This window comes from Streptomyces sp. NPDC041135, assembly GCF_055592085.1.
The window spans coordinates 40,828-63,573 of record NZ_JBVIYZ010000012.1 but is presented as its reverse complement, the minus strand read 5'-3'; the positions used below and the strand labels follow the sequence as shown (position 1 = coordinate 63,573).

Below are 22,746 nucleotides of genomic sequence, written 5' to 3'. Positions count from 1 at the left end.
CGCCGCTCACTCCACGCCGATGAGGAGCGGCGCTCCCTGCCGGCCGCCCCGGTACACCACGGTGTCGACGGCCAGGTAGGACTCGCGCACGCGTGCCTCCAGGCGCTCGGCGACGGACTGCGGGGCGCCGTCGCCCAGGACGAGGGTGACCAGCTCGCCGCCCGCCTGGAGCATGCGGTCCAGCACGGTCTCGGCGGTGGCGGTGACGTCCGAGCCGATCACCGCCACGTCGCCGTCGATCAGGCCGAGGACGTCACCGGCCTGGCAGATCCCGGCCATCGTCCAGGACTCGCGTTCGGCGACGACCACCTCGGCGTAGCGGGTGGCGCCCGCCGCCGAGGTCATCTGCACGACGTCCTCGTCGAAGCGGCGCTCCGGCTCGTGCACCGCGAGGGCGGCGATGCCCTGGACCGCGGAGCGGGTGGGGATGAGGGCGACGCGGATGCCCTCGACGCGGGCCTGCTCGGCCGCTGCGGCCGCCGTGTGCCGCAGCTCGGCGTCGTTGGGCAGCAGCACGACCTCGCGCGCGTGGGCCCGCCGCACGGCCTGCACCAGCTCACCGCTGGCGGGCGGCTCCCCGGGGCGCGCGAGGACGGTGGTCGCGCCCGCCTCGCCGTACAGCCCGGCCAGCCCCTCGCCGGGTACGACGGCGACGACGGCGCGCTGGACGGGTTCCCGGGGCGGCCGCTCGCCACCGGTGTGCACGTCGCCCTGCCCGAAGTGGGTGATCCGGATGCGGTACGGCCGGCCCGCCTCCACGCCCGCCTCCACGGCGGCGCCGGCGTCGTCGACGTGCACGTGGACGTTCCACAGGCCGTCGCCGCCGACCACGACCAGTGAGTCCCCGAGGGCGTCGAGCCGCGCCCGCAGCCGGGCCACGGCGGTGTCGTCGGCCTCCAGCAGGTAGATGACCTCGAAGGCGGGGCCGCCGCCGGTCTCCTCGGGGCAGGGCGCCGTCGCGGCGGCGGGTGCCGCTTCCGAGACGGTCACGGCCTCGCAGGCCGTCCCCACGCGCGCGTGGGCGTCGGCGGCGGCCTGCGCGCCCTCGTCGCCGGGCACGGACCGCCCCCGCGCACCGGACCCCGCGCCCGGTTCTGCCTCCCGCACCGCCTCCCCCGTGCACGCCTCCACCAGGGCCCCCAGCACCGCCACCAGCCCCCGGCCCCCGGCGTCGACCACCCCGGCCCGCCGCAGGACGGCCAGCTGCCCCGGAGTGGCCGCCAGCGCCACGCAGGCCCCCGCGTGAGCCGCGCGCGCCACCGCCGCGCAGTCGTCCCCGGCCCCCTCGGCGGCGTCGGCGGCGGCCGAGGCGACCGACAGCACCGTGCCGTCGACCGGGTGGGCCACGGCCCGGCGGGCGGAGTCGGCGGCCCGGCGCAGGGCCCGCCGCAGTCCGCTGCCGTCGGCGTGGGTGCGCCCGTCCTCGGCGAGGACCTGGGCCATGCCGCGCAGCAGCTGCGCGAGGATCGTCCCGGAGTTGCCCCGGGCCCCGATGAGCGCCCCGTGCGCCATCGCGCGCACGGCGTCGGCCAGCGAGGGGTCACCGCCCTCCCCCGGTCCGGCCGCGTGCCCGGCGAACACCGCCTCCACGGCCGTGGCCGCGGACTCCACGGTCAGGTACAGGTTCGTGCCCGTGTCGCCGTCCGCCACCGGGTAGACGTTGATCGCGTCGATCTCCTCGCGCGCCCGCCCCAGCGCCCGCAGCGACAGTCCGCACCAGGTGCGCACCGCGAGGGCGTCGAAGAATGTCGGCGGCACCTGCGGCACCTGCGCCTCCCTGGGTGCTGTCGGACGTGGGACGCAGCGTAGACCCCGGATCGGTGCGCGCCGGAAGAGGGCCGGGACGGGGGCCTGAGCTGCCATGGTAGTTTCGTTGTCCGGACGCAGTCGTTGTATGCTGCTCCGGTTGCCCGATCCGATCGGGCCATTCCCCCTGGCAGCGCCACTCAAGATCTCTTGTTCTGATCTCGATCCCGGCATGCCGGGATCAACCGTAAGAGCATCTGAAGTCTTTGGAGTGACCCGTGGCTGCCAACTGCGACGTCTGCGGCAAGGGCCCGGGCTTCGGCAACAACATCTCGCATTCGCACCGCCGTACGCCCCGCCGCTGGAACCCGAACATCCAGCGCGTGCGTACCGTGGTCGGCGGGACGCCGAAGCGCGTGAACGCTTGCACCTCGTGCATCAAGGCCGGCAAGGTCTCGCGCTGACGCTACAGCTGAGCGCGCGGCCACTGCCTGGTTCGCTGCACGGAGCCGGTCCACCTCAGGGTGGGCCGGCTTTTTGCCGTTCCCCGAGGTGCGCGTCCGCGAGGTGAACGTCCCCGAGGTGAGCGTCCCCGAGGCGTGTCCCACGGCGCCCCGCGGTCAGCTGCGCAGGCGCCACCCGTGGTCCACCGGTCCGATGCCCGCGCCGAGTGCGAAGCCCGCCTCGATCGCCCCGGTGACGTAGCGCTTGGCCGCCGCCACCGCCTCCGGCACGGGCAGCCCCCGCGCCAGCCCCGCCGCGATCGCCGAGGCCAGCGTGCACCCCGTGCCGTGCGTGTGCCGGTTGTCGCGCCGGGGCGCCCGCAGCCGGTGCTCGGCGGAGCCGTCCGTCAGCAGGTCCACGGCGTCGCCGGGCAGATGGCCGCCCTTGATCAGCACCCACCGCGGGCCGTGGGCCAGCACGGCTTCGGCGGCCCGCCGCAGATCGTCCTCCGTCTCCACCCGCACCCCGGTGAGCTGCGCCACTTCGTCGAGGTTGGGCGTGGCCACGGTCGCCACCGGCAGCAGCACCGTGCGCACCGCCTCCAGCGCGGAGGCCGCCAGCAGCGGGTCCCCGTGCTTGGAGACGCCCACCGGGTCCACGACCGCCGGCGCGTCCGTCCCGGCCAGCAGGCCGGCGACCTCCTCGACCAGTGCGGCCGAGGCGAGCATGCCGGTCTTGACGGCCTGTACGCCGATGTCGTCGACGACGCTGCGGTACTGGGCGCGCACCGCCTGCGCCGGCAGCTCCCAGACGCCCTGCACGCCGAGGGAGTTCTGCGCGGTCACGGCCGTGATCACGCTCATCCCGTGCACCCCGAGCGCCAGCATCGTCTTGAGGTCGGCCTGGACCCCGGCGCCGCCGCCGGAGTCGGAGCCCGCCACCGTGAGCACCCTGGGGATCACGACTCGATGTCCCCGAAGTGGTCCCAGCCGCCCTTGCTGGTCCACGGCGCCCCGTCGACCGTCACCTGGGGCAGCGCCGAGGGGTTGAGGACCTCGCCGATCACCTTCCAGCGGGCGGGCAGCTTCACGTCCGGCGGGAACGTGGCCACGATCGCGTGGTCCTCGCCCCCGGTCAGCACCCATTGCAGCGGGTCGACGCCGACGGCCTGCCCGATGTCGTTCATCTGCGAGGGGATGTCGATGGCGCCGGAGCGGACGTCGATGCGGACCTTGCTGGCCTCCGCGATGTGCCCGAGGTCGGCGATCAGCCCGTCGCTCACGTCGCACATGGCCGTCGCGCCCAGCCCGGCGGCCGCCGGACCGGCGTGGTACGGCGGTTCGGGGCGCCGGTGGGCCTCCACGAAGGCGCGCGGTGAGCGGAAGCCGCGGGAGAGCACCGCGTACCCGGCCGCCGACCAGCCCAGCCAGCCCGTGACCGCCACCAGGTCGCCGGGCTGGGCCCCGCCCCGGGTCACCGGCTCCTGGTTGCGCAGATCGCCCAGCGCGGTGATCGACACCATGATCGTGTCGCCGCGCACCACGTCGCCGCCGACCACCGAGGCGCCCGCGACCTGGCACTCGTCGCGCAGGCCGTCCATCAGCTCGCTCGGCCAGGTGACCGGCAGTTCGGCCGGGACGACCAGGCCGAGCAGCAGCGCGGTCGGTACGGCGCCCATGGCGGCGATGTCCGCGAGGTTCTGCGCGGCCGCCTTGCGGCCCACGTCGTAGGCCGTGGACCAGTCGCGGCGGAAGTGCCGCCCCTCCAGCAGGATGTCGGTGCTCGCCACGACCCTGCGGTCGGGTGCGGCGACCACCGCGGCGTCGTCGCCGGGGCCGACCCGGACCGCCGGGGTGGTGGTGAGACGGGAGGTCAGCTCCCTGATGAGCCCGAACTCACCTAGCTCACCCACAGTGCCCTTCATTGCTCAAGCCCCTTCTGTGCCTGTCCGTGCCTGTCCGTGCCTGTCCGTGCCTGTCCGTGCCTGTCCGTGCCCGCGCGCCGCCCGGCTCGCCCGCCCTGCTCGCGCATCATCCTCGCCCCCGCTACCGTCGAGGAGACCGGCGGGCGGACCGTCAACTTCCGTCGTTCCCGCACCCTGGCGCGCAAGCCCGCTGTCCCCGGGTCTCCCCGTGACGAGCGGCGACGCGATACCGTGGCGTTCCTTTTCCCCACATGATCCTCGTGGCCGCCCTGGAGGTTCCGTGGTACAGGCGTACATCCTGATCCAGACGGAGGTCGGCAAGGCGTCGACCGTCGCCGAGACGATCGGCACGATCCCTGGTGTGATCCAGGCCGAGGACGTGACGGGACCGTACGACGTCATCGTGCGCGCCCAGGCCGACACCGTCGACGACCTCGGTCGGATGGTGGTCGCGAAGGTCCAGCAAGTGGACGGCATCACGCGCACCCTGACCTGCCCGGTGGTGCATCTGTAGCCCCCGTCTACCCTTGGCCGGTGAACTCCTCGTCCCTCCGGCTCCCCGCCCTGCCCGCGCTGGCCCTGCTGATCGCGGTCGCGGGCTGCTCCTCAGCAGACGACAGCGACACGGTCGCGGTTCCCCGCCCCGACGCCAGGACGGCCCCGGTCTGCCGGGACCTGGACACGGCGCTGCCGAAGAAGCTGGCCGGGCGGGACCGCGACGACCCCGGGCCCCCGTCCCGCTACACGGCGGGCTGGGGAAGCCCGGCGATCATACTGCGCTGCGGTGTCGTACGGCCGCCGAAGATGATCGACCCCAAGGTGGCCGAGGGCGCCTACCGCGACGTCCTGGCGGGCGGGGTGAACGGCGTGGACTGGCTGATGGAGAAGCAGGGCGACGGCACCTGGCGGTTCACCACGGCCAACCGGCTGGCCTACGTGCAGGTGACCCTGCCCGCGGGGATGTCCCCCGAGGACGAGGGCACCGCGGTCCTCACCGGCCTCGCGGCCTGCGTGAAGAAGGCGGTCCCGGTGGGGACCGCCTCCATGACCTGACGCACGCGGCGGACCGGCGCGGCCCGCCGGGGCCGGAGCACTCCGGCGGGGTCAGCGCAGCCCGGTGGAGCGGCGCAGCGCCGCCTGGAGCAGGAGGTCCACCAGCTCGGCGTAGCCGATGCCCTCGGCCTGCCACATCTGCGGGTACATCGAGATGGGGGTGAAGCCGGGCATCGTGTTGATCTCGTTGATCACGAACTCGCCGTCCTCGGTGAGGAAGAAGTCCGCGCGGACCAGTCCCTCGCAGGAGGCGGCGTCGAAGGCCCGCACGGCCAGCCGCCGCACCTCGGCGCTCTCCTCGTCGGTGAGCGGGGCCGGGACGATGCCGGGCGTGGAGTCGATGTACTTGGCCTCGAAGTCGTAGTACGCGTGGGCGTCCGGCGGCGGGATCTCGGCCGGTACGGAGGCCCGCGGGCCGTCCTCGAACTCCAGGACGCCGCACTCGATCTCGCGGCCGCGCAGCGCGGCCTCCACCAGGATCTTCGGGTCGTGCAGCCGGGCCTCGGCGATCGCCTCGTCGAGGCCGGAGAGGTCGTCGACCTTGGTGATGCCGATCGAGGAGCCGGCGCGCGCGGGCTTCACGAACAGCGGCCAGCCGTGCTCGCCGGCGAAGTCGACGATCTTCTTGCGGGCGGCGGCGCCCAGGTCGCCGCCGGGGCCGGCCTGCTCCCACTCGCGGGGCCGGATCACCACGTACGGGCCGACGGTGAGCCCGAAGGAGGTGAACACCCGCTTCATGTACTCCTTGTCCTGGCCGACGGCCGAGGCGAGCACGCCCGAGCCCACGTACGGCACCCCGGACAGCTCCAGCAGGCCCTGGAGGGTGCCGTCCTCGCCGTAGGGGCCGTGCAGCACCGGGAAGACCACGTCGACCTCGCCGAGCGCCTTGGGCACGCAGCCCGGCTCGCTGTAGACGACCTCGCGGCTGGCCGGGTCGACGGGGAGCACCACGCCGCCCTCGTCGGACTCGGCGAGTTCGTCGACGCTGGGCGTACGGCGGTCGGTGATGGCCATCCGCTCCGGCTCGTCGGCGGTGAGCGCCCAGCGGCCGTCCCGCGTGATGCCGATCGGCAGGACGTCGTACTTGGTCCGGTCGATGGCCTTGAGTACGGCGCCGGCGGTGACCACGGAGATCCCGTGTTCGGAGCTGCGGCCGCCGAACACGACGGCCACGCGCGGCTTGCGTGACGGCTGCTCAGGGCTCTGGGGGAGGTTCTCGGTGCTCATATCGCGATGAGAGTACCTGGTGGCAGGGCCGGGAGACAGCGTCGGCGGGCCGCCGAACGGGGGCTGTCGCTCAGTGTCGTTCCGGCTTCGCGCTGCGCGACATCAGCTCCTTGAGGGCGACCACCGGCGGCTTGCCCTCGTGCACGATGCCGACGACCATCTCGGTGATCGGCATGTCGACGCCGTGCCGCCGCGCCAGATCCAGCACCGACTCGCAGGACTTGACGCCCTCGGCGGTCTGCCGGGTGACGGCGATGGTCTCCTGGAGGGTCATGCCCTTGCCGAGGTTGGTGCCGAAGGTGTGGTTGCGCGACAGCGGCGAGGAGCAGGTGGCCACCAGGTCGCCCAGGCCCGCGAGGCCGGCGAAGGTCATCGGGTCGGCCCCGAGCGCGGCGCCGAGCCGGGCGGTCTCGGCGAGGCCGCGGGTGATGAGGGAGCCCTTGGCGTTGTCGCCGAGGCCCATGCCGTCCGCGATGCCGACGGCGAGGCCGATGACGTTCTTGACGGCGCCGCCGAGTTCGCAGCCGACGACGTCGGTGATCGTGTACGGGCGGAAGTACGGGGTGTGGCAGGCGGTCTGCAACCGCCGTCCGACCGCCTCGTCGGTGCAGGCGACCACGGCGGCGGCCGGCATCCGGGCGGCGATCTCCCGGGCGAGGTTGGGCCCGCTGACCACGGCGATCCGGTCCCGGCCGACCCCCGCGACGTCCTCGACGACCTCGCTCATCCGCATGGCGGAGCCGAGTTCGACGCCCTTCATCAGCGAGACCAGGACGGTGTCCGGGGCGAGCAGCGGCGTCCATTGCGCGAGGTTGGCGCGCAGGGTCTGGGAGGGCACCGACAGGACCGTGAAGTCGGCGCCGGCGGCGGCCTCGGCGGGGTCGGTGGTGGCCCGGAGGTTCTCCGGCAGCTCGACGCCCGGCAGGTAGTCGGGGTTGAGGCGGGTGGCGTTGATCGCCTCGGCGACCTCGGGGCGGCGGGCCCACAGGGTGACCTCGCACCCCGCGTCGGCGAGCACCATCCCGAAGGCCGTGCCCCACGAACCGGCGCTGAAGACCGCTGCCTTGGCAGGCTTGCTCACGTGCCGCTCTCCGTTTCCCGACCGGCCTGCGCGCGGTCCCGCTCGGTCTGCGCGCGGTCCCGCTCGGTCTGCGCGCGCGTCCTGCGGCGCTGCTCGATCCGCTCCCGGCGCGGGTCGTAGCGCGTCGCGGGCGCCTTCTCGCCGCGGATCACCTCGAGCTGGCGGGTGACCGCCTCCATGATCACCTCGGTGGCCTCCTTGAGGAGTTCCGGGGTCATCTCCCTGTCGTAGAAGCGCGTCAGGTCCACCGGCGGGCCCGCGAGGACGTGGTGGGTCTTGCGCGGCAGCAGGCTGGGCTTCCTGGCGTACGGCGGCAGCAGTTCGTTGGCGCCCCACTGGGCGACCGGGATGACCGGGCACTTGGTCTCGAGGGCCACGCGGGCGGCGCCGGTCTTGCCGGTCATGGGCCAGCCGTCCGGGTCGCGGGTGAGGGTGCCCTCGGGGTAGAAGGCGACGCACTCGCCGCGCCGCACGGCGTCGATGGCGGCCCGGAAGGCACTGAGCGCGTCGGTGGACTCGCGGTACACCGGGATCTGTCCGGTGCCGCGCATCGCGGCGCCGACGAATCCCTTTCCGAAAAGCCCGCTCTTCGCCAGGAATCGCGGAACTCGACCGGTGTTGTACTGATAGTGCGCGTATGCGAAGGGGTCCACGTGGGAATTGTGGTTCACCGCGGTGATAAAACCGCCCTCGGCCGGAATGTGCTCCATTCCGCGCCAGTCCCGCTTGATCAGAACCACCAGCGGCGGTTTGCAGAGGACCGCTGCGAAGCGGTACCAGAAGCCGATTCTGGGGCGGGGCACGCGGACACCTTCCTGCAGGGCCTCTAGGGCTTTCCACCAGGGGCCGGGGGGCCGCACAAGTGTCGCCCCAGGCCGCCGGTCTGTCGAGAACACCGTACGCCCCGCCGCCCGGCCCGCCGGAAGGGCCGGGGGACAATGTGCGGGACACGAGAGGGACGGTACGCCGGTGCAGTGGACCTTGGTCATACCGCTCAAGCCCCTGGCGCGGGCCAAGAGCAGGCTGGCGGACACCGCCGCCGACGGGCTGCGCCCGGGACTGGCCCTCGCGTTCGCCCAGGACACGGTGGCGGCGGCGCTGGCCTGCGAGGCGGTCGCCGGTGTGGTGGTCGTCACGGACGACGCGCTCGCGGGCCGGGAGCTGGCCGCCCTCGGTGCCCGGATCGAGCCGGACACGCCGGCCGGCGGTCTGAACGCCGCCCTGCGCCACGGGGCGGGCGTGGTGCGGGCCGGGTGTCCCGGCTCGGCGGTGGCGGCCCTGAACGCGGATCTGCCGGCCCTTCGCCCGGCGGAATTGTCCCGGGTACTGGAAACGGCCGGGCAATTCCCGCGCGCTTTTCTCGCGGACGCGGCCGCGGTCGGCACCACGGTGCTGGCCGCGTCCCCGGGCGCGGAATTGGGCCCCGCTTTCGGCATCGGTTCCCGGGCCCGCCACCGGGCGTCAGGAGCCGTGGAACTCGGGCTCGGCGCGGTGGACTCGGTACGCCAGGACGTCGACACGGGCGCCGATCTGCGGGCGGCGCTGGCGCTCGGCGTGGGTCCGCGCACCGCGGCGGCGGCCGCGCGGCTGCTGATCCCCGGGCAGTAGGCTGCGGCCATGCACGCCACCGCCTACACGTACGACCCCGGTACCCGCAGCGGGCAGGTGCTGCTCGACGACGGCACCCCGGTGCCCTTCGACGCGGCGGCGTTCGACGCGGGCGGGCTCCGGCTGCTGCGGCCGGGGCAGCGGGTGCGGATCGAGACCGAACCGGCGCGGCCTGCGGGGCAGGTGGGGCCGCAGGGGCCGGTGGGGTCCGAGGCGGCGCCGCGGTCCGCGGAGGCGGCGGGCGGCGGGGCCGGTCTGCGGATCACGCTGGTGACCCTGCAGACGTTCTGAGACGCCGCGGGCCGGGCTCCCCGGTGGAGCCCGGCCCGGCGCGTGAGTCACTGGTGCCCTGTGCGGCTAGCGGGCGGTGGTGGCCTTCTTGGCGGTGGTCTTGCGGGCCGCCGACTTCTTGGCCGGGGCCTTCTTGGCGGTGACCTTCTTCGCCGGGGCCTTCTTGGCCGTCGTCTTCTTGGCGGTGGCCTTGGCCGTGGTCTTCTTCGCGGCGGCGGTCGTCGTCTTGGCGGGCGACTTCTTCGCCGTGGTCTTCTTGGCGGCGGGCGTGGTCTTCTTCGCCGTCGTCTTCTTCGCGGCGGAGGCGGCGGTGGTCTTCTTCGCGGCGCCCGTGGCCTTCTTGGTGGCGGCCTTCTTGCCGGCGGCCTTGGCGATGGTGGCGGGCGGACCGGACAGGCTGCCCTTGGGGGCCTTCTTGACGGCGACCTCGCCGCCGCGCGGGAGCTTCTTCGACCCGCTGACCAGGTCCTTGAAGCCCTGACCAGCCCGGAAGCGCGGCACAGACGTCTTCTTGACCCGAACCCGCTCGCCCGTCTGCGGGTTGCGGGCGTAACGGGCGGGGCGGTCCACCTTCTCGAAGGACCCGAAGCCGGTGACCGAGACCCGGTCACCTGCGACGACCGCGCGGACGATGGCGTCCAGGACCGCGTCGACAGCATCGGCGGCCTGCTGGCGGCCGCCCATCTTGTCGGCAATCGCTTCTACGAGCTGCGCCTTGTTCACGTCTTCCCCTTCGGAGACATCGCCAGAACGAAAGTGTTCAAGCTTTTTCGCACGTTAGGCAGATATATACCGCAAATCAAACACGAAACGGGCTTATCACCCTTGTGCCGCAACGGACTCGGCCGTCCCGGACGTGCTCAGAGGTCGTCCTCGGGAGCCCGACCCGCGTCGAGGTCCGCCATGAACCGTTCGAGCCGCCTTGCCGCGTCGGCGAGATCGTGCTTGGCCGCGGCCGTAATGACCAGCAGCTTCCGGGTCAGCGCCATCCGTACGCCCTCCGGGACTTGCAGTGCGCGCACTGTTGTGTGCGCTTCCTTCAACAGGTCCGCGACTGCCGTATAGAGCGGGAGTTGGCCGTCGTGGTCCATGCACAGATTGTGCCATCTGGGGCGAGTTGTCGCCTGCGCAGGGGGCAACTGCCGCCTCCAACGGCCTTCCCGGCGCTCCGGCGGGCCGTCCTCCGCGAGGCCGTCTACCCGGCCAACCACCCGCTCAACCTGGGGAATTGGGCGGCCTGGGCGGTGTGTGCGGGGCCGTTCGGGTGCAGACACGCCTGTACCCCCAATCGTGGCGATCGGGGGTACAGGCGGGGTGTTGCGGTGGCCGAAAGTCGACCTGTTCAGTTGTCGGCGCCGGTGCCGGCGGGGCGCCGGATCAGACCGGGAGCGTCCGCGGCTTGAAGGACGGGCGCCCGGCCTCGTAGGCCGCGATGTCGGGCTCGTTCTGCAGCGTGATCGAGATGTCGTCCAGGCCGTTCAGCAGCCGCCAGCGGGCGTTCTCGTCCAGCTCGAAGGAGGCGGTCAGGCCCTCGGCGCGCACCTCACGCGCCTCGAGGTCCACCGTGACCTCGGCCGTCGGGTCCTGTTCGGTCAGCTCCCACAGCGCGTCCACGATCTTCTGCTCCAGCACCACGGTGAGCAGGCCGTTCTTCAGCGAGTTGCCCCGGAAGATGTCGGCGAAGCGGGAGGAGATCACCGTCTTGAAGCCGTAGTTCTGCAGCGCCCAGACGGCGTGCTCGCGCGACGAGCCGGTGCCGAAGTCGGGTCCGGCCACCAGGACCGTGGCGCCCTGGCGCTCGGGGCGGTTGAGGACGAAGTCCGCGTCCTTGCGCCAGGCCTCGAAGAGCCCGTCCTCGAACCCGTCCCGGGTGACCTTCTTGAGCCAGTGAGCAGGGATGATCTGGTCGGTGTCGACGTTGCTGCGGCGCAGCGGGACGGCCCGGCCGGTGTGCTTGGTGAATGCTTCCATGACTTCTCAGACTCCAGCGGGCGTACGGGTGTCGGCGTCGGACAGGTCGGCGGGGGACGCGAGGTGACCCAGGACCGCCGTAGCGGCCGCGACCTGCGGCGACACCAGGTGCGTACGGCCGCCCTTGCCCTGCCGGCCCTCGAAGTTGCGGTTGGAGGTGGACGCCGAGCGCTCGCCGGGGGCCAGCTGGTCGGGGTTCATGCCCAGGCACATCGAGCAGCCCGCGTGCCGCCATTCGGCGCCGGCCTCCTTGAAGACCACGTCCAGGCCCTCGGAGACGGCCTGCAGACCCACGCGCGCGGAGCCGGGGACGACCAGCATCCGTACGCCCTCGGCGACTTTGCGCTCCCGCAGGATGTCGGCGGCGGCCCGCAGATCCTCGATGCGGCCGTTGGTGCAGGAGCCTACGAAGACGGTGTCCACGGTGATGGAGCGCAGCGGCTGCCCGGCCTCCAACCCCATGTACTCCAGGGCCTTTTCCGCGGCGAAGCGCTCCGAGGCGTCTTCGTACGAAGCGGGGTCGGGGACGGCCGCCGAAAGCGGTGCGCCCTGGCCGGGGTTGGTGCCCCAGGTGACGAACGGCGACAGCTCGGCGGCGTCGATGACCACCTCGGCGTCGAAGACCGCGTCGTCGTCGGTGCGCAGGGTCTTCCAGTACTCCACCGCGGCGTCCCAGTCGGCGCCCTCGGGGGCGTGCGGGCGGCCCTTGAGGTAGGCGAAGGTGGTCTCGTCGGGGGCGATCATGCCCGCGCGGGCGCCGGCCTCGATCGACATGTTGCAGATGGTCATCCGGGCCTCCATCGAGAGCTGCTCGATGGCGGAGCCGCGGTACTCCAGGACGTAGCCCTGGCCGCCGCCGGTGCCGATCCGCGCGATGATCGCCAGGATCAGGTCCTTGGCGGTGACGCCGTCGGGCAGCTCGCCCTCGACCGTGATCGCCATGGTCTTCGGGCGGGCCATCGGCAGCGTCTGGGTGGCGAGCACGTGCTCCACCTGGGAGGTGCCGATGCCGAACGCCAGCGCGCCGAAGGCGCCGTGCGTGGAGGTGTGCGAGTCGCCGCAGACGACGGTGGTGCCGGGCTGGGTCAGACCCAGCTGCGGGCCGACCACGTGCACCACGCCCTGCTCGATGTCGCCGAGCGGGTGCAGGCGCACGCCGAACTCGGCGCAGTTCTTGCGCAGCGTCTCCAGCTGGGCCCGGGAGACCGGGTCGGCGATGGGCTTGTCGATGTCGAGGGTCGGGGTGTTGTGGTCCTCGGTCGCGATGGTGAGGTCCAGGCGGCGCACGGGGCGGCCGCTCTTGCGCAGCCCGTCGAAGGCCTGCGGGCTGGTCACCTCGTGCAGCAGGTGCAGATCGATGAAGAGGAGGTCGGGCTCGCCCTCGGCGCGCCGGACGACGTGGTCGTCCCAGACCTTCTCCGCGAGTGTCCTACCCATCGCTTTCCCTTCGGCCGGCGATCGTCCACCGGCCCAACTAGAGATCTTGGGAGACGGCGCCCCCCGGTTCTCCGGGTTCGCTGCCCCTGAAGCGGGCGTCCGCCGCCAGGCCCTTTGGTCCACGGGCCGCTGTGTGTGATTCCAGGGTGGCGCGTTCCACGGAAAATTGAACTTGCGTTTCACAGAGTGAGACGTGAGTATCGTTGCATGGACAACAGTAGCGGCGTCGGCGTGCTGGACAAGGCGGCCCTTGTCCTCAGCGCCCTGGAGTCCGGTCCGGCCACCCTCGCGGGTCTGGTCGGGGCCACCGGACTGGCACGACCCACGGCCCACCGGCTGGCCGTGGCTCTGGAACACCACCGCATGGTGGCACGCGACATGCAGGGCCGGTTCATCCTCGGGCCGCGCCTGGCCGAGCTGGCCGCCGCGGCGGGCGAGGACCGCCTGCTGGCCACCGCCGGCCCGGTGCTCACGCATCTGCGGGACGTCACCGGTGAGAGCGCGCAGCTCTACCGGCGCCAGGGCGACATGCGGATCTGCGTGGCGGCGGCGGAGCGGCTGTCGGGTCTGCGCGACACCGTCCCGGTCGGCTCCACGCTGACCATGAAGGCGGGCTCATCGGCGCAGATCCTGATGGCCTGGGAGGAGCCGGAGCGGCTGCACCGCGGCCTCCAGGGCGCCCGCTTCACGGCGACGGCCCTGTCGGGCGTACGGCGGCGCGGCTGGGCCCAGTCCATCGGCGAGCGGGAGCCGGGCGTGGCGTCCGTCTCCGCGCCCGTGCGCGGGCCGTCGAACCGCGTGGTGGCCGCCGTGTCGGTGTCCGGCCCCATCGAGCGCCTGACCCGGCACCCGGGCCGGATGCACGCCCAGGCGGTCATCGACGCGGCCTCCCGCCTGTCCGAGGCCCTGCGCCGCTCCGGCTGACCGCCGCTGCCGTCCTCCGGGTCCGCCTCAACGCCGCGGCCGGCCCGGAGGACGCGTACGGCACCCGTCCGCCCCGTGCCCCCGTCCGTCCCGCGCCCCGGTGCCTCACCGCGTCCGGGTCCGGACACGCCGATGGGCCCCCACCGAAGTGGAGGCCCATCGGACTGCGTACCCCCGACCGGATTCGAACCGGCGCTACCGCCTTGAGAGGGCGGCGTGCTAGGCCGCTACACAACGGGGGCGAGGATCTTACGTTTCCGCAGATCCGAGCTGGTCTACCTGGACTCGAACCAAGACTAACTGAACCAGAATCAGTCGTGCTGCCAATTACACCATAGACCAATGATGGTTTAGACCAGACAGTACCCCCGACCGGATTCGAACCGGCGCTACCGCCTTGAGAGGGCGGCGTGCTAGGCCGCTACACAACGGGGGCCCTTGTGATCCCGAGTTGATCGAGATCAGTACCCCCGACCGGATTCGAACCGGCGCTACTGCCTTGAGAGGGCAGCGTGCTAGGCCGCTACACAACGGGGGCTTGCGGATGTGATCCGCGGTGTGCAGATGAGCTCTGCGAGCTGGCCTACCTGGACTCGAACCAAGACTAACTGAACCAGAATCAGTCGTGCTGCCAATTACACCATAGGCCACTGGAACGCAAGCCCCGGAGGGATCTTGTTCTAGTAGTGCGCCTCGGGTTCCGGCCTTCCGGCCCGCTCCCTGCGGCGCAGGAAGAACATTACCCGAAGGTGGACGGGGCTCCAAAACGGGTATCGGCGCGGACGATCGCGGGGAGTTCGGCGAGGCTGGAGATCCGGTGCCGCGTGAGCACCTCGGGGCCGGCCGCGGTGGGCCCGCCGCGGTCGATCCACACCGACAGCAGCCCGGCCTCCGCCGCGCCCCGCCCGTCGATCTCCGGGTGGTCGCCCACGTACGCCACCTCGTGCGGCGGCAGTGCCAGCGCCTCGCAGGCCGCCAGGAACGCCCCGGCGTCCGGCTTGGAGACGCCCAGTTCGGCGGCGCACAGGACGGCCTCGAAGCGGTCGCGGACGCCGAGGGCGCGCAGCTTGGGCTCCTGGACGGTGAGGCTGGAGTTGGACAGCACCGCGTGCCGGTGGCTCGCGGCGAGGGCGTCCAGGGCGGGCAGCACGTCCGGGAACAGGCTCCAGGCGGCCTCGTAGTGCGTGACGTACCGCTGGAACCAGGCGTCGGCCCCGTCGTCGGTCAGTTCCTCGCCCAGGAACACCCGCACCCGGTCCCGGCGCTGCCCCTGGAAGGACGTCTCCCCCGCCGCGTACCGCGCCCACTGCTGGTCGGTGATCTGCCGCCACCGCACGAGCGCCGCCTCGGCGGTCGGATACCCGGCGAGCAGCCCCTCGGCCGCGAGGTGGTCGCGCATGCCCCGCCGGTCGGCGCTCGTGTAGTCGAAGAGGGTGTCGTCCACGTCCCAGATCACAGCGCGGATGGTCATGGGCCGACGGTAACCCGGCGCCCGGGCACGCGTCCGGCGATCGGCGGGGTCCGCGCCGGGCGGGCGGGGACGCGTGAAGGGGCGGCACCCGGACCCCGGGTGCCGCCCCTTCACGCGGATACGCCGCCGGCCGGCTTCAGGCCGCGAGCCTCGCCAGCGCCGCGTCGATGCGGGATAGCGTCTTCTCCTCGCCCAGCACCTCGAGGGACTCGAAGAGGGGCAGGCCGACCGTGCGGCCGGTGACGGCGACGCGGACGGGGGCCTGGGCCTTGCCGAGCTTGAGGCCGTGCGCCTCACCGGCGGCCAGGACGGCCTCCTTCAGCGACTCGGCGGAGTTCCAGTCGGCCGCCTGGAGCTTCTCGCGGGCGGTGCGCAGCAGGGCGTCGCTGCCCTCCTTCATCGCCTTGGCCCAGCTCGCCTCGTCGAAGACCGGCTCGGGCAGGAAAAGGAAGTCGACGTTGTCGGTGATCTCCGACAGCACCTTCACCCGGGTCTGGGCGTGCGGCGCGACCGCCTGCCACCGGGCCTCGTCGAAGTCCTCCGGCGCCCAGGTGGCGAACGGGGCCTTCAGCCACGGGCGGCAGCGCTCGGTGAACTCCTTCACGTCGAGCATGCGGATGTGGTCGGCGTTGATCGCCTCGCACTTCTTCAGGTCGAAGCGGGCCGGGTTGGGGTTGACGTCCTTGATGTCGAAGGCCGCGACCAGCTCGTCCACGGTGAAGATGTCCCGGTCGGCCGAGAGCGACCAGCCGAGCAGGGAGAGGTAGTTGAGCAGGCCCTCCGGCAGGAAGCCGCGCTCGCGGTAGAGGTTGAGCGACGCCTGCGGGTCGCGCTTGGAGAGCTTCTTGTTGCCCTCGCCCATCACGTACGGCAGGTGCCCGAAGTGCGGGATCCCCTGGGCGATGCCCAGCTCGATGAGCGCCCGGTACAGGGCGATCTGGCGGGGGGTGGAGGAGAGCAGGTCCTCGCCGCGCAGGACGTGGGTGATCTCCATCAGGGCGTCGTCGACCGGGTTGACCAGCGTGTACAGCGGGGCGCCGTTGGCGCGGACGATGCCGTAGTCCGGCACGTTCTCCGGGGTGAAGGTCAGCTCGCCGCGGACCAGGTCGGTGAAGGTGATCGCCTCGTCGGGCATCCGGAAGCGGACGATCGGGGCCCGGCCCTGGGCCTGGTACCGCTCGATCTGCTCGGCGCTCAGGTCGCGGCAGTGCCCGTCGTAGCCCGAGGGCCGGCCGGCCGCACGGGCGGCCTCGCGGCGGGTGTCCAGCTCCTCCTGGGAGCAGTAGCAGTGGTAGGCGTGACCGGCGTCGAGCAGCTTGCGCGCGACGTCGGCGTAGAGGTCCATGCGCTGCGACTGGCGGTACGGCGCGTGCGGGCCGCCCGTCTCGGGGCCCTCGTCCCAGTCGAAGCCCAGCCAGCGCATCGCGTCGAGCAGCTGGCCGTAGGACTCCTCCGAGTCGCGGGCCGCGTCGGTGTCCTCGATGCGGAACACCAGGGTGCCCTGGTGGTGCCGGGCGAACGCCCAGTTGAACAGGGCGGTGCGGACCAGGCCCACGTGGGGGTTGCCGGTCGGCGAGGGACAGAAACGGACGCGTACAGGGGAGGCGGGTGCGCTAGCCACGCTTGACAACCTTGTTGGTGAGAGTGCCGATGCCTTCGATGGTGACGGCGACCTCGTCGCCGACGTGCAGGGGGCCGACGCCCGCCGGGGTGCCGGTGAGGATCACGTCACCGGGGAGCAGGGTCATCGCCTCGGAGATGTTGACGACCAGGTCCTCGATGCTGTGGATCATCTCGCTGGTGCGGCCCAGCTGGCGCTGTTCGCCGTTGACGGTGAGCTGGACGGTCAGGTCGTTGGCGCGGGCGAGGTCCAGGTCCGTCTCCACCCAGGGGCCGAGCGGGCAGGAGGTGTCGAAGCCCTTGGCCCGGGCCCACTGCTTCTCGCGGCGCTGCACGTCCCGGGCGGTGACGTCGTTGGCGCAGGTGTAGCCGAGGACGACGTCCTTGACGCGCTCGCGGGGCACCTCGCGGCACAGGCGGCCGATGACCACGGCCAGCTCGGCCTCGTGGTGCAGCTCCTGGGAGAAGGACGGGTACTGGATGTCGTCGCCGGAGCCGATCACCGAGGTGGACGGCTTGAGGAAGGCGAACGGGGCCTCGGGCACCTCGTTGCCCAGCTCACGCGCGTGCTCGGCGTAGTTGCGGCCGAACGCCACGACCTTGTTGGGCAGCACCGGCGGGAGCAGCCTGACCTTGCTCAGCGGCACCTTCGTACCGGACAGCTCGAAGTCCGCGAACGGGATGCCCTTGATGATGTCGAGGACGAGTTCGTCCTGCTTGTCGCCCTCGACAGCGCCGAAGGCGACGTTCCCGTCGATGGAGAACCTGGCGATGCGCACGGGATGCTTGCGCCCCTCACTGAGAACCGGCGGACTGACGCCCCAGGTTAACCGCTCGCACCGCCCGGCGGTCGGCCGGCGGCCCGCGCACCCGCGCGCGTGGCGTGGTGGGTGAGGGGTGAGGGCGGAGTGCCGGAACGGGTCACGCCGGCACTGCCGCGGGGGCCGCGTTACGCGCCGGCCGGCACCTGCGCCGCGGCGGGCATCTCCATCAGCACCGTGCGCCGGGGGTTGGCCGTCTGGGCCGGCAGGTCGACGGAGTGCTCCGGCTGCTCCGGGGTGTGCAGGTCGTCGGCGCCGTCGAGGTGCGCCAGAGTCGTGCGCCGCGGGTTGGCTATGGTGCGGAACAGCATCGTCGTCTTCACGGGTGTACGGACCTTGTCGTAGTAGGGGCCTCTGTAAAGCGTCAGGCTAAACATCGGCTTCCCCGCCGACGACGTGAAGTGCTCATGATCCGCGTGTGAGTTTGCTCACGAGCGTTACGGCAAATCGGTCAATTCCGGCTCGCATCCCACCCCCGCGAAACGGACATCCCGCCCCTGAAGCCCCCATTCCGCTGCTGATCATGGCGACTGGGACACCGCCCGCACCGTGGCGACCCGCAGGGATACGTCCGTTATGGCAGGAAACGGCCCCCACGTCCGGTGACCCGGCACTCACAACCAGTCACGGAGGTCACAGCTCGGTCCGCGGCCCTTGTTGGAGATCCGGCACTGTGCTGGAATTCCACGGACCGCCGCAGGATCTGGCCGGCGCACAGGGGGCGCGACGTGCAGCGCCGATGTGGCGGCGGGACAGGGGGAGCCAGCCGGTCACTCACGACCACCCGGGGGGCGTATTCAGGACGCTCCCTACAACGCCGACACCGTGTCTCTCCGTTCATCCGGAGGGGCGCCTGGTCCAGAGGTTGCGACGCTAGTGCAGGGACGTTTCAAGAGGGATGGCAGCGCTTCGGCGGAGCCGGAGCCGCACGGCGGGACTGGCCCCATGGCCGTCAGCTCCTCGCCCCAGCACGCCCAGAACCCGGGCCCGGGCCCGTCCGGCGACGGCGGTGAGCGCTCCGGGCGCCACAGCGCGCCGGCGTCCGCGGGACCGGCGAACCCCACGCCGCCCGTGAAGCCCGCCAAGCCGGCCAGGACCGGCCCCGGCTCGCGCGTGGCGCTGCGCAACTGGCGCATCTCCACGCGCCTGGTGTCGCTGCTCGCGCTCCCCGTGGTCGCGGCCACCTCGCTGGGCGCGCTGCGCATCAACCAGTCCATGGACGACATCCAGCAGCTCGACAACATGAAGCTGCTGACGGACATGACCAAGCAGGCCACCGAACTGGCCCAGGCGCTCCAGGACGAGCGCGACCAGTCCGCCGGCCCGCTGGCGCACGGCCTGACGGTGAACAACTTCACCGTCAAGGGCTACCAGGACAAGACGGACCGGGCGAAGAACAACTTCCTCGACGCGTCCGAGGAGATCGACGCGGCGAGCAAGGACGGCAACCTCCAGGGTGTCCGTGACAGCCTCGTCGGCCTCGCCGGACAGCTGGACAACCTCGCCAAGATCCGCCGGGTGGCCTACCAGTCGAAGGACAACTCGACGCAGACGGTCGAGGCCTACCACCGGCTGATCAACCAGCTCATCGGCCTCTCCCAGGACATGGCCGAGGCCTCCAGCAACCCGGAGATGATCCAGCGCACCCGCGCCCTGGCGGCCTTCTCCACCGCCAAGGAGTACGCCTCCGTGCAGCGCGCCGTCCTCGCGGCGGCCCTGCCGGACACCAACAAGGTCTCCGGCAAGCTCTCCGAGAACGACCGCCTCTACGCCGAGTCGGCGTACGAGAGCGAGGGCTCGGAGCTGACGATCTTCCGCAAGATCTACGCCGACCAGGACGCCGAGAAGCTGCTGAAGCCGATCGACGAGGGCAACCCGACGATCGAGTCCGCGGACACCTACGCCAAGCGCGCCCTCGGCTCCAAGGAGGGCCTGGACGGGCTGCCGGACCGCTCCTACCGCGACTGGGTCGACGACAGCTCGACGAAGATCGAGCAGATGAAGAAGATCGAGCACACGCTGCTCGAGGACATGGAGCAGAAGGCCCGCGAGCTGCGCTCCGCCTCCGAGCGCGAGGCGATCATCTCCGGTGCGCTGATCCTGCTGGTGCTCGGCGTCTCCCTGGTCGGCGCCTTCGTGGTGGCCCGCTCCATGATCCGCTCGCTGCGCCGGCTCCAGGAGACCGCCACCAAGGTCGCCCAGGACCGGCTGCCCGAGCTGGTCAAGCAGCTGTCCGAGTCCGACCCGCAGGACGTCGACACGTCCGTGGAGTCGGTCGGTGTGCACTCCCGGGACGAGATCGGCCAGGTGGCCGCGGCCTTCGACGACGTGCACCGCGAGGCGGTCCGCCTCGCCGCCGAGCAGGCCCTGCTGCGGGGCAACGTCAACGCGATGTTCACCAACCTCTCGCGCCGCTCCCAGGGTCTGATCCAGCGCCAGCTGTCGCTGATCTCCGAGCTGGAGTCCCGCGAGGCCGACCCGGACCAGCTGTCCTCGCTGTTCAAGCTCGACCACCTCGCGACCCGTATGCGCCGTAACGGTGAGAACCTCCTCGTCCTCGCCGGTGAGGAGCCCGGCCGCCGCTGGACCCGTCCGGTCCCGCTGGTCGACGTGCTGCGCGCCGCCGCGTCCGAGGTGGAGCAGTACGAGCGCATCGAACTGGCCTCCGTGCCGACCACAGAAGTGGCCGGCCGGGTGGTCAACGACCTCGTCCACCTGCTCGCCGAGCTGCTGGAGAACGCCACCTCGTTCTCCTCCCCGCAGACCAAGGTCAAGGTCACCGGTCACGCCCTGCCCGACGGCCGCGTGCTGATCGAGATCCACGACACCGGTATCGGCCTCTCCCCCGAGGACCTCGCGGCGATCAACGAACGCCTCGCCTCGCCGCCCACCGTGGACGTGTCGGTCTCCCGCCGCATGGGTCTGTTCGTGGTCGGCCGGCTGTCGCAGCGCCACGGCATCCGCATCCAGCTGCGCCCCTCCGACTCCGGTGGTACGACCGCGCTGGTCATGCTCCCCGTCGACGTCGCCCAGGGCGGCAAGAAGCCCGCTCCGGGCAAGCCCGGCGCCCCCGCGCCGAGTGGTGGTCCGGCCGCGGCGCAGGCCGCCGCCGGTGCGGCCGCCGCCCGTCGCGGCAGCGGCGGTCCGCTCGGCGCGGGCTCGCCCGGCGCCGGCGGTCCGGCCGGTGGCGCACGCCTCGGTGCCGGTCCCGGCGCACGCGGCCAGGTCGGCGCCGGCCAGGGTCCCCGGGCCGCGCTGCCCGGTACCGGCCAGGGCGGCCGTCCCGGCGCGCCCGGCGGCGCTCGCGGTCCGCAGGGTCCCGCCCCGCAGCAGGGCCGGCCCGCGCCGGCCGGCGCGGGTGCCGGCGGCTTCGGCGGCCAGGCACCCGCCGCTCCGCAGGGCCTTCAGGCCGCGGGCACCGGCGCGCCGCAGCAGGACGCCTTCGGCGGCCGGGGCAACCCGGTCCCGCCGCGGCGCGGACGCAACGGCGCCGACCAGGGCCAGGACCAGGGTCAGAACCAGGGCCGTCAGCCCCAGCTGCCGCCGCGCGGCGGCCCGCGGGCCGAGCTGCCCGGCGCCGGTCCGCAGGCGCGCACGCCCGGCTGGAGCGACGAGGGCGGCAGGCCGCCGGTGTCGCGCGCCTCGCTGGACACCCCGCGCGGCCACGACGAGCCGGACCCGGCGCAGACCTCGCGCCTCCCGCGCGTCGACGACCGCCAGGGTCCCGCCGCGACGGCCGAGATGCCGGTCGTCCCGGCGCTCGACGCGCGCGGTCCCGGCGCCACGGGCGAGTTCCCGCGCCCGGACTACAACGGCTTCGACAACAACGCCCATAACACCGGCCAGTTCGCCCGCCCCGGCGCCGACGGACGCCCGGGCCAGCAGGGCCAGCAGGGCCAGCAGGGTGCCAACGCCCCGCAGCACCAGCAGCACCAGCAGCGGCCCCCGCACTCCGCGCAGGACGCCGGCGACCCGTTCGTCCGCCAGGACGTCTTCGGCACGCCCGGCGGCCCGCAGGACAGCTCCTCCACCGGCCAGTTCGGCGCCCCGCAGGCGTACGACGCTGGTTACGACGGCGGTTCCACCGGACAGCACCAGCTGCCGGGCCGTCCCGGTCCCGCCCAGCAGACCGGCCAGTTCGAGCGGCCGCAGACCGGCAACCGGGGCTCCGGCTTCGGTGCCCCGCGCCTGCCGGCCCCGCAGCAGCGTCCGGCGCGGCAGGAGCCCGAGGCCCTGCCGCCCGCCACCGGTCCCGGTGACGGCCGTACGCCGCTGTACGACACCCTGGAGACCAACTGGTTCCGCGGTGGCCAGGACGGACAGCCGGACAACGGCCCCGCCCCGGCCCCGCAGCAGCCGCAGGCTCCCACCCCGGCCGCCCCGGCGGCCCCCCAGCGTCCCGCCAACGGCTCCTGGCGCCCCTCCCCGAACGACGAACTCGTCCGGCAGGCGGAGCGCGTACGGCAGCCGGCCGCGGGCGGCGTCACCACCTCCGGTCTGCCGCGCCGGGTCCCCCGGGCGAACCTCGTGCCGGGCACGGCGCAGCAGCAACAGCACCAAGCGGGTCCGCAGGTCTCGCGTGCGCCTGACGACGTACGCGGCCGGCTGACCAATCTCCGTCGGGGTATCGCGCAGGGTCGCCAGGCCGGCAACGGCACGACCGGCAGCTTCCCGAGCCCCACTCACCAGCAGGAGCGTTAGTTGAGTCCGATGAGCCAGGCGGCACAGAACCTGAACTGGTTGATCACCAACTTCGTGGACAACACCCCTGGGGTGTCCCACACCGTCGTGGTCTCCGCCGACGGCCTGCTGCTGGCCATGTCCGAAGGGTTCCCGCGGGACCGCGCCGACCAGCTGGCGGCCGTCGCGTCCGGGCTGACCTCGCTGACGGCCGGGGCTTCCCGGATCTTCGAGGGCGGCAACGTGGCGCAGACGGTCGTCGAGATGGAGCGCGGTTTCCTCTTCCTGATGTCGGTCTCCGACGGCTCGTCCCTCGCGGTCCTGGCCCACCCGGAGTGCGACATCGGCCTCGTGGGCTACGAGATGGCACTGCTCGTCGACCGCGCAGGGGCGGTCCTCACGCCCGACCTGCGCGCCGAACTCCAGGGCAGTCTGCTTCACTGACCGG

Annotated in this window: 22 protein-coding genes and 5 tRNA genes; 8 read left to right on the top strand and 19 right to left on the bottom strand. The window is 72.6% G+C overall.

Translation table 11 applies throughout. The features are described 5' to 3' along the window. Positions 1-6: 6 nt before the first annotated feature. Positions 7-1,767, bottom strand: a complete 1,761-nt coding sequence (locus tag ACZ6CZ_RS25570) for a DAK2 domain-containing protein (RefSeq protein WP_469025389.1) — start codon at positions 1,765-1,767, stop codon at positions 7-9. 257 nt (positions 1,768-2,024) lie between these two features. On the opposite strand from ACZ6CZ_RS25570, the gene rpmB reads away from it, so the two are divergent. Beyond that, entirely contained in the window at positions 2,025-2,210 is a 186-nt protein-coding gene (rpmB, locus tag ACZ6CZ_RS25565) for a 50S ribosomal protein L28 (protein ID WP_004924906.1), read from the top strand. Between the two features lie 156 nt (positions 2,211-2,366). On the opposite strand, the gene thiD is transcribed toward rpmB, so the two are convergent. Continuing rightward, positions 2,367-3,152, bottom strand: a complete 786-nt coding sequence (thiD, locus tag ACZ6CZ_RS25560; RefSeq protein ID WP_469025387.1) for a bifunctional hydroxymethylpyrimidine kinase/phosphomethylpyrimidine kinase — start codon at positions 3,150-3,152, stop codon at positions 2,367-2,369. Next, positions 3,149-4,114 (bottom strand): thiamine-phosphate kinase, encoded by a 966-nt coding sequence (locus tag ACZ6CZ_RS25555; RefSeq protein WP_469025384.1) that lies wholly within the window; start codon positions 4,112-4,114, stop codon positions 3,149-3,151. Before ACZ6CZ_RS25555 ends, thiD begins: the two co-directional genes overlap by 4 nt. A gap of 280 nt (positions 4,115-4,394) precedes the next feature. On the opposite strand from ACZ6CZ_RS25555, the gene ACZ6CZ_RS25550 reads away from it, so the two are divergent. Then, positions 4,395-4,628: an Lrp/AsnC family transcriptional regulator gene (locus tag ACZ6CZ_RS25550; protein ID WP_469025382.1), complete on the top strand. Its 234-nt coding sequence runs from the start codon at positions 4,395-4,397 to the stop codon at positions 4,626-4,628. A gap of 20 nt (positions 4,629-4,648) precedes the next feature. Beyond that, positions 4,649-5,167: a DUF3515 domain-containing protein gene (locus ACZ6CZ_RS25545; protein ID WP_469025380.1), complete on the top strand. Its 519-nt coding sequence runs from the start codon at positions 4,649-4,651 to the stop codon at positions 5,165-5,167. Between the two features lie 51 nt (positions 5,168-5,218). On the opposite strand, the gene ACZ6CZ_RS25540 is transcribed toward ACZ6CZ_RS25545, so the two are convergent. The 3 genes from ACZ6CZ_RS25540 to ACZ6CZ_RS25530 form a co-directional block, all read right to left on the bottom strand. Further along, a complete protein-coding gene (locus ACZ6CZ_RS25540; RefSeq protein ID WP_469025377.1) occupies positions 5,219-6,394 on the bottom strand; it encodes a D-alanine--D-alanine ligase family protein in 1,176 nt (391 codons plus the stop codon). Positions 6,395-6,464: 70 nt separating this feature from the next. After that, positions 6,465-7,475: an NAD(P)H-dependent glycerol-3-phosphate dehydrogenase gene (locus ACZ6CZ_RS25535; RefSeq protein ID WP_469025375.1), complete on the bottom strand. Its 1,011-nt coding sequence runs from the start codon at positions 7,473-7,475 to the stop codon at positions 6,465-6,467. Continuing rightward, the gene (locus ACZ6CZ_RS25530) at positions 7,472-8,278 is read right to left on the bottom strand and encodes a lysophospholipid acyltransferase family protein (protein ID WP_469025373.1); all 807 of its coding nucleotides are present in this window, start codon (positions 8,276-8,278) and stop codon (positions 7,472-7,474) included. Before ACZ6CZ_RS25530 ends, ACZ6CZ_RS25535 begins: the two co-directional genes overlap by 4 nt. Before the next feature lie 166 nt (positions 8,279-8,444). On the opposite strand from ACZ6CZ_RS25530, the gene cofC reads away from it, so the two are divergent. Both cofC and ACZ6CZ_RS25520 read left to right on the top strand, forming a co-directional pair. Beyond that, entirely contained in the window at positions 8,445-9,083 is a 639-nt protein-coding gene (gene cofC / locus ACZ6CZ_RS25525; RefSeq protein WP_469025370.1) for a 2-phospho-L-lactate guanylyltransferase, read from the top strand. A gap of 9 nt (positions 9,084-9,092) precedes the next feature. Next, on the top strand, positions 9,093-9,374 hold the full coding sequence (locus ACZ6CZ_RS25520; RefSeq protein ID WP_469025368.1) for a hypothetical protein: 282 nt from the start codon (positions 9,093-9,095) through the stop codon (positions 9,372-9,374). A gap of 66 nt (positions 9,375-9,440) precedes the next feature. On the opposite strand, the gene ACZ6CZ_RS25515 is transcribed toward ACZ6CZ_RS25520, so the two are convergent. From ACZ6CZ_RS25515 to leuC, 4 genes are all read right to left on the bottom strand, one after another. Then, positions 9,441-10,097 (bottom strand): HU family DNA-binding protein, encoded by a 657-nt coding sequence (locus ACZ6CZ_RS25515; protein ID WP_469025365.1) that lies wholly within the window; start codon positions 10,095-10,097, stop codon positions 9,441-9,443. A 137-nt stretch (positions 10,098-10,234) separates the two neighbouring features. Beyond that, positions 10,235-10,465 (bottom strand): SCO5555 family protein, encoded by a 231-nt coding sequence (locus tag ACZ6CZ_RS25510; protein ID WP_469025362.1) that lies wholly within the window; start codon positions 10,463-10,465, stop codon positions 10,235-10,237. A gap of 286 nt (positions 10,466-10,751) precedes the next feature. Then, positions 10,752-11,345, bottom strand: coding sequence for a 3-isopropylmalate dehydratase small subunit (gene leuD / locus ACZ6CZ_RS25505; protein ID WP_469025359.1), 594 nt, complete (start codon positions 11,343-11,345; stop codon positions 10,752-10,754). A gap of 6 nt (positions 11,346-11,351) precedes the next feature. Beyond that, a complete protein-coding gene (leuC, locus tag ACZ6CZ_RS25500; protein ID WP_469025357.1) occupies positions 11,352-12,782 on the bottom strand; it encodes a 3-isopropylmalate dehydratase large subunit in 1,431 nt (476 codons plus the stop codon). A 207-nt stretch (positions 12,783-12,989) separates the two neighbouring features. On the opposite strand from leuC, the gene ndgR reads away from it, so the two are divergent. Continuing rightward, a complete protein-coding gene (gene ndgR / locus ACZ6CZ_RS25495) occupies positions 12,990-13,706 on the top strand; it encodes an IclR family transcriptional regulator NdgR (RefSeq protein ID WP_107464591.1) in 717 nt (238 codons plus the stop codon). 169 nt (positions 13,707-13,875) lie between these two features. Here ndgR and ACZ6CZ_RS25490 read toward each other — a convergent pair. From ACZ6CZ_RS25490 to ACZ6CZ_RS25450, 9 genes are all read right to left on the bottom strand, one after another. Then, positions 13,876-13,948 (bottom strand) — tRNA-Glu (locus tag ACZ6CZ_RS25490). Positions 13,949-13,976: 28 nt separating this feature from the next. Further along, positions 13,977-14,048 (bottom strand) — tRNA-Gln (locus ACZ6CZ_RS25485). A 21-nt stretch (positions 14,049-14,069) separates the two neighbouring features. Next, a tRNA-Glu gene (locus ACZ6CZ_RS25480) sits at positions 14,070-14,142 on the bottom strand. Positions 14,143-14,171: 29 nt separating this feature from the next. Next, positions 14,172-14,244: transfer RNA gene (locus ACZ6CZ_RS25475), tRNA-Glu, on the bottom strand. Positions 14,245-14,284: 40 nt separating this feature from the next. After that, positions 14,285-14,356 (bottom strand) — tRNA-Gln (locus tag ACZ6CZ_RS25470). An 89-nt stretch (positions 14,357-14,445) separates the two neighbouring features. Next, positions 14,446-15,177: an HAD family hydrolase gene (locus tag ACZ6CZ_RS25465; RefSeq protein WP_469025354.1), complete on the bottom strand. Its 732-nt coding sequence runs from the start codon at positions 15,175-15,177 to the stop codon at positions 14,446-14,448. 136 nt (positions 15,178-15,313) lie between these two features. Further along, positions 15,314-16,798 (bottom strand): glutamate--tRNA ligase, encoded by a 1,485-nt coding sequence (gltX, locus tag ACZ6CZ_RS25460; protein ID WP_469025351.1) that lies wholly within the window; start codon positions 16,796-16,798, stop codon positions 15,314-15,316. Then, complete coding sequence (locus ACZ6CZ_RS25455; protein WP_469025349.1) at positions 16,791-17,576, bottom strand: fumarylacetoacetate hydrolase family protein; 786 nt, start codon at positions 17,574-17,576, stop codon at positions 16,791-16,793. Before ACZ6CZ_RS25455 ends, gltX begins: the two co-directional genes overlap by 8 nt. Positions 17,577-17,746: 170 nt before the next feature. Further along, the gene (locus ACZ6CZ_RS25450) at positions 17,747-17,941 is read right to left on the bottom strand and encodes a hypothetical protein (protein WP_469025347.1); all 195 of its coding nucleotides are present in this window, start codon (positions 17,939-17,941) and stop codon (positions 17,747-17,749) included. A 553-nt stretch (positions 17,942-18,494) separates the two neighbouring features. On the opposite strand from ACZ6CZ_RS25450, the gene ACZ6CZ_RS25445 reads away from it, so the two are divergent. Then, positions 18,495-22,319 (top strand): sensor histidine kinase, encoded by a 3,825-nt coding sequence (locus tag ACZ6CZ_RS25445; RefSeq protein ID WP_469025345.1) that lies wholly within the window; start codon positions 18,495-18,497, stop codon positions 22,317-22,319. Between the two features lie 9 nt (positions 22,320-22,328). Further along, positions 22,329-22,742 (top strand): roadblock/LC7 domain-containing protein, encoded by a 414-nt coding sequence (locus ACZ6CZ_RS25440; protein ID WP_003973453.1) that lies wholly within the window; start codon positions 22,329-22,331, stop codon positions 22,740-22,742. The last annotated feature ends 4 nt before the right edge of the window (positions 22,743-22,746 follow it).

Coding starts and splice junctions, on each gene's coding strand:
- ACZ6CZ_RS25465 (WP_469025354.1), bottom strand. CDS start 15,177: ATGACCATCCGCGCTGTGATCTGGGACGTGGACGACACCCTCTTCGAC.
- ACZ6CZ_RS25555 (WP_469025384.1), bottom strand. CDS start 4,114: ATGAAGGGCACTGTGGGTGAGCTAGGTGAGTTCGGGCTCATCAGGGAG.
- leuC (WP_469025357.1), bottom strand. CDS start 12,782: ATGGGTAGGACACTCGCGGAGAAGGTCTGGGACGACCACGTCGTCCGG.
- leuD (WP_469025359.1), bottom strand. CDS start 11,345: ATGGAAGCATTCACCAAGCACACCGGCCGGGCCGTCCCGCTGCGCCGC.
- ACZ6CZ_RS25510 (WP_469025362.1), bottom strand. CDS start 10,465: ATGGACCACGACGGCCAACTCCCGCTCTATACGGCAGTCGCGGACCTG.
- ndgR (WP_107464591.1), top strand. CDS start 12,990: ATGGACAACAGTAGCGGCGTCGGCGTGCTGGACAAGGCGGCCCTTGTC.
- ACZ6CZ_RS25520 (WP_469025368.1), top strand. CDS start 9,093: ATGCACGCCACCGCCTACACGTACGACCCCGGTACCCGCAGCGGGCAG.
- ACZ6CZ_RS25440 (WP_003973453.1), top strand. CDS start 22,329: ATGAGCCAGGCGGCACAGAACCTGAACTGGTTGATCACCAACTTCGTG.
- ACZ6CZ_RS25540 (WP_469025377.1), bottom strand. CDS start 6,394: ATGAGCACCGAGAACCTCCCCCAGAGCCCTGAGCAGCCGTCACGCAAG.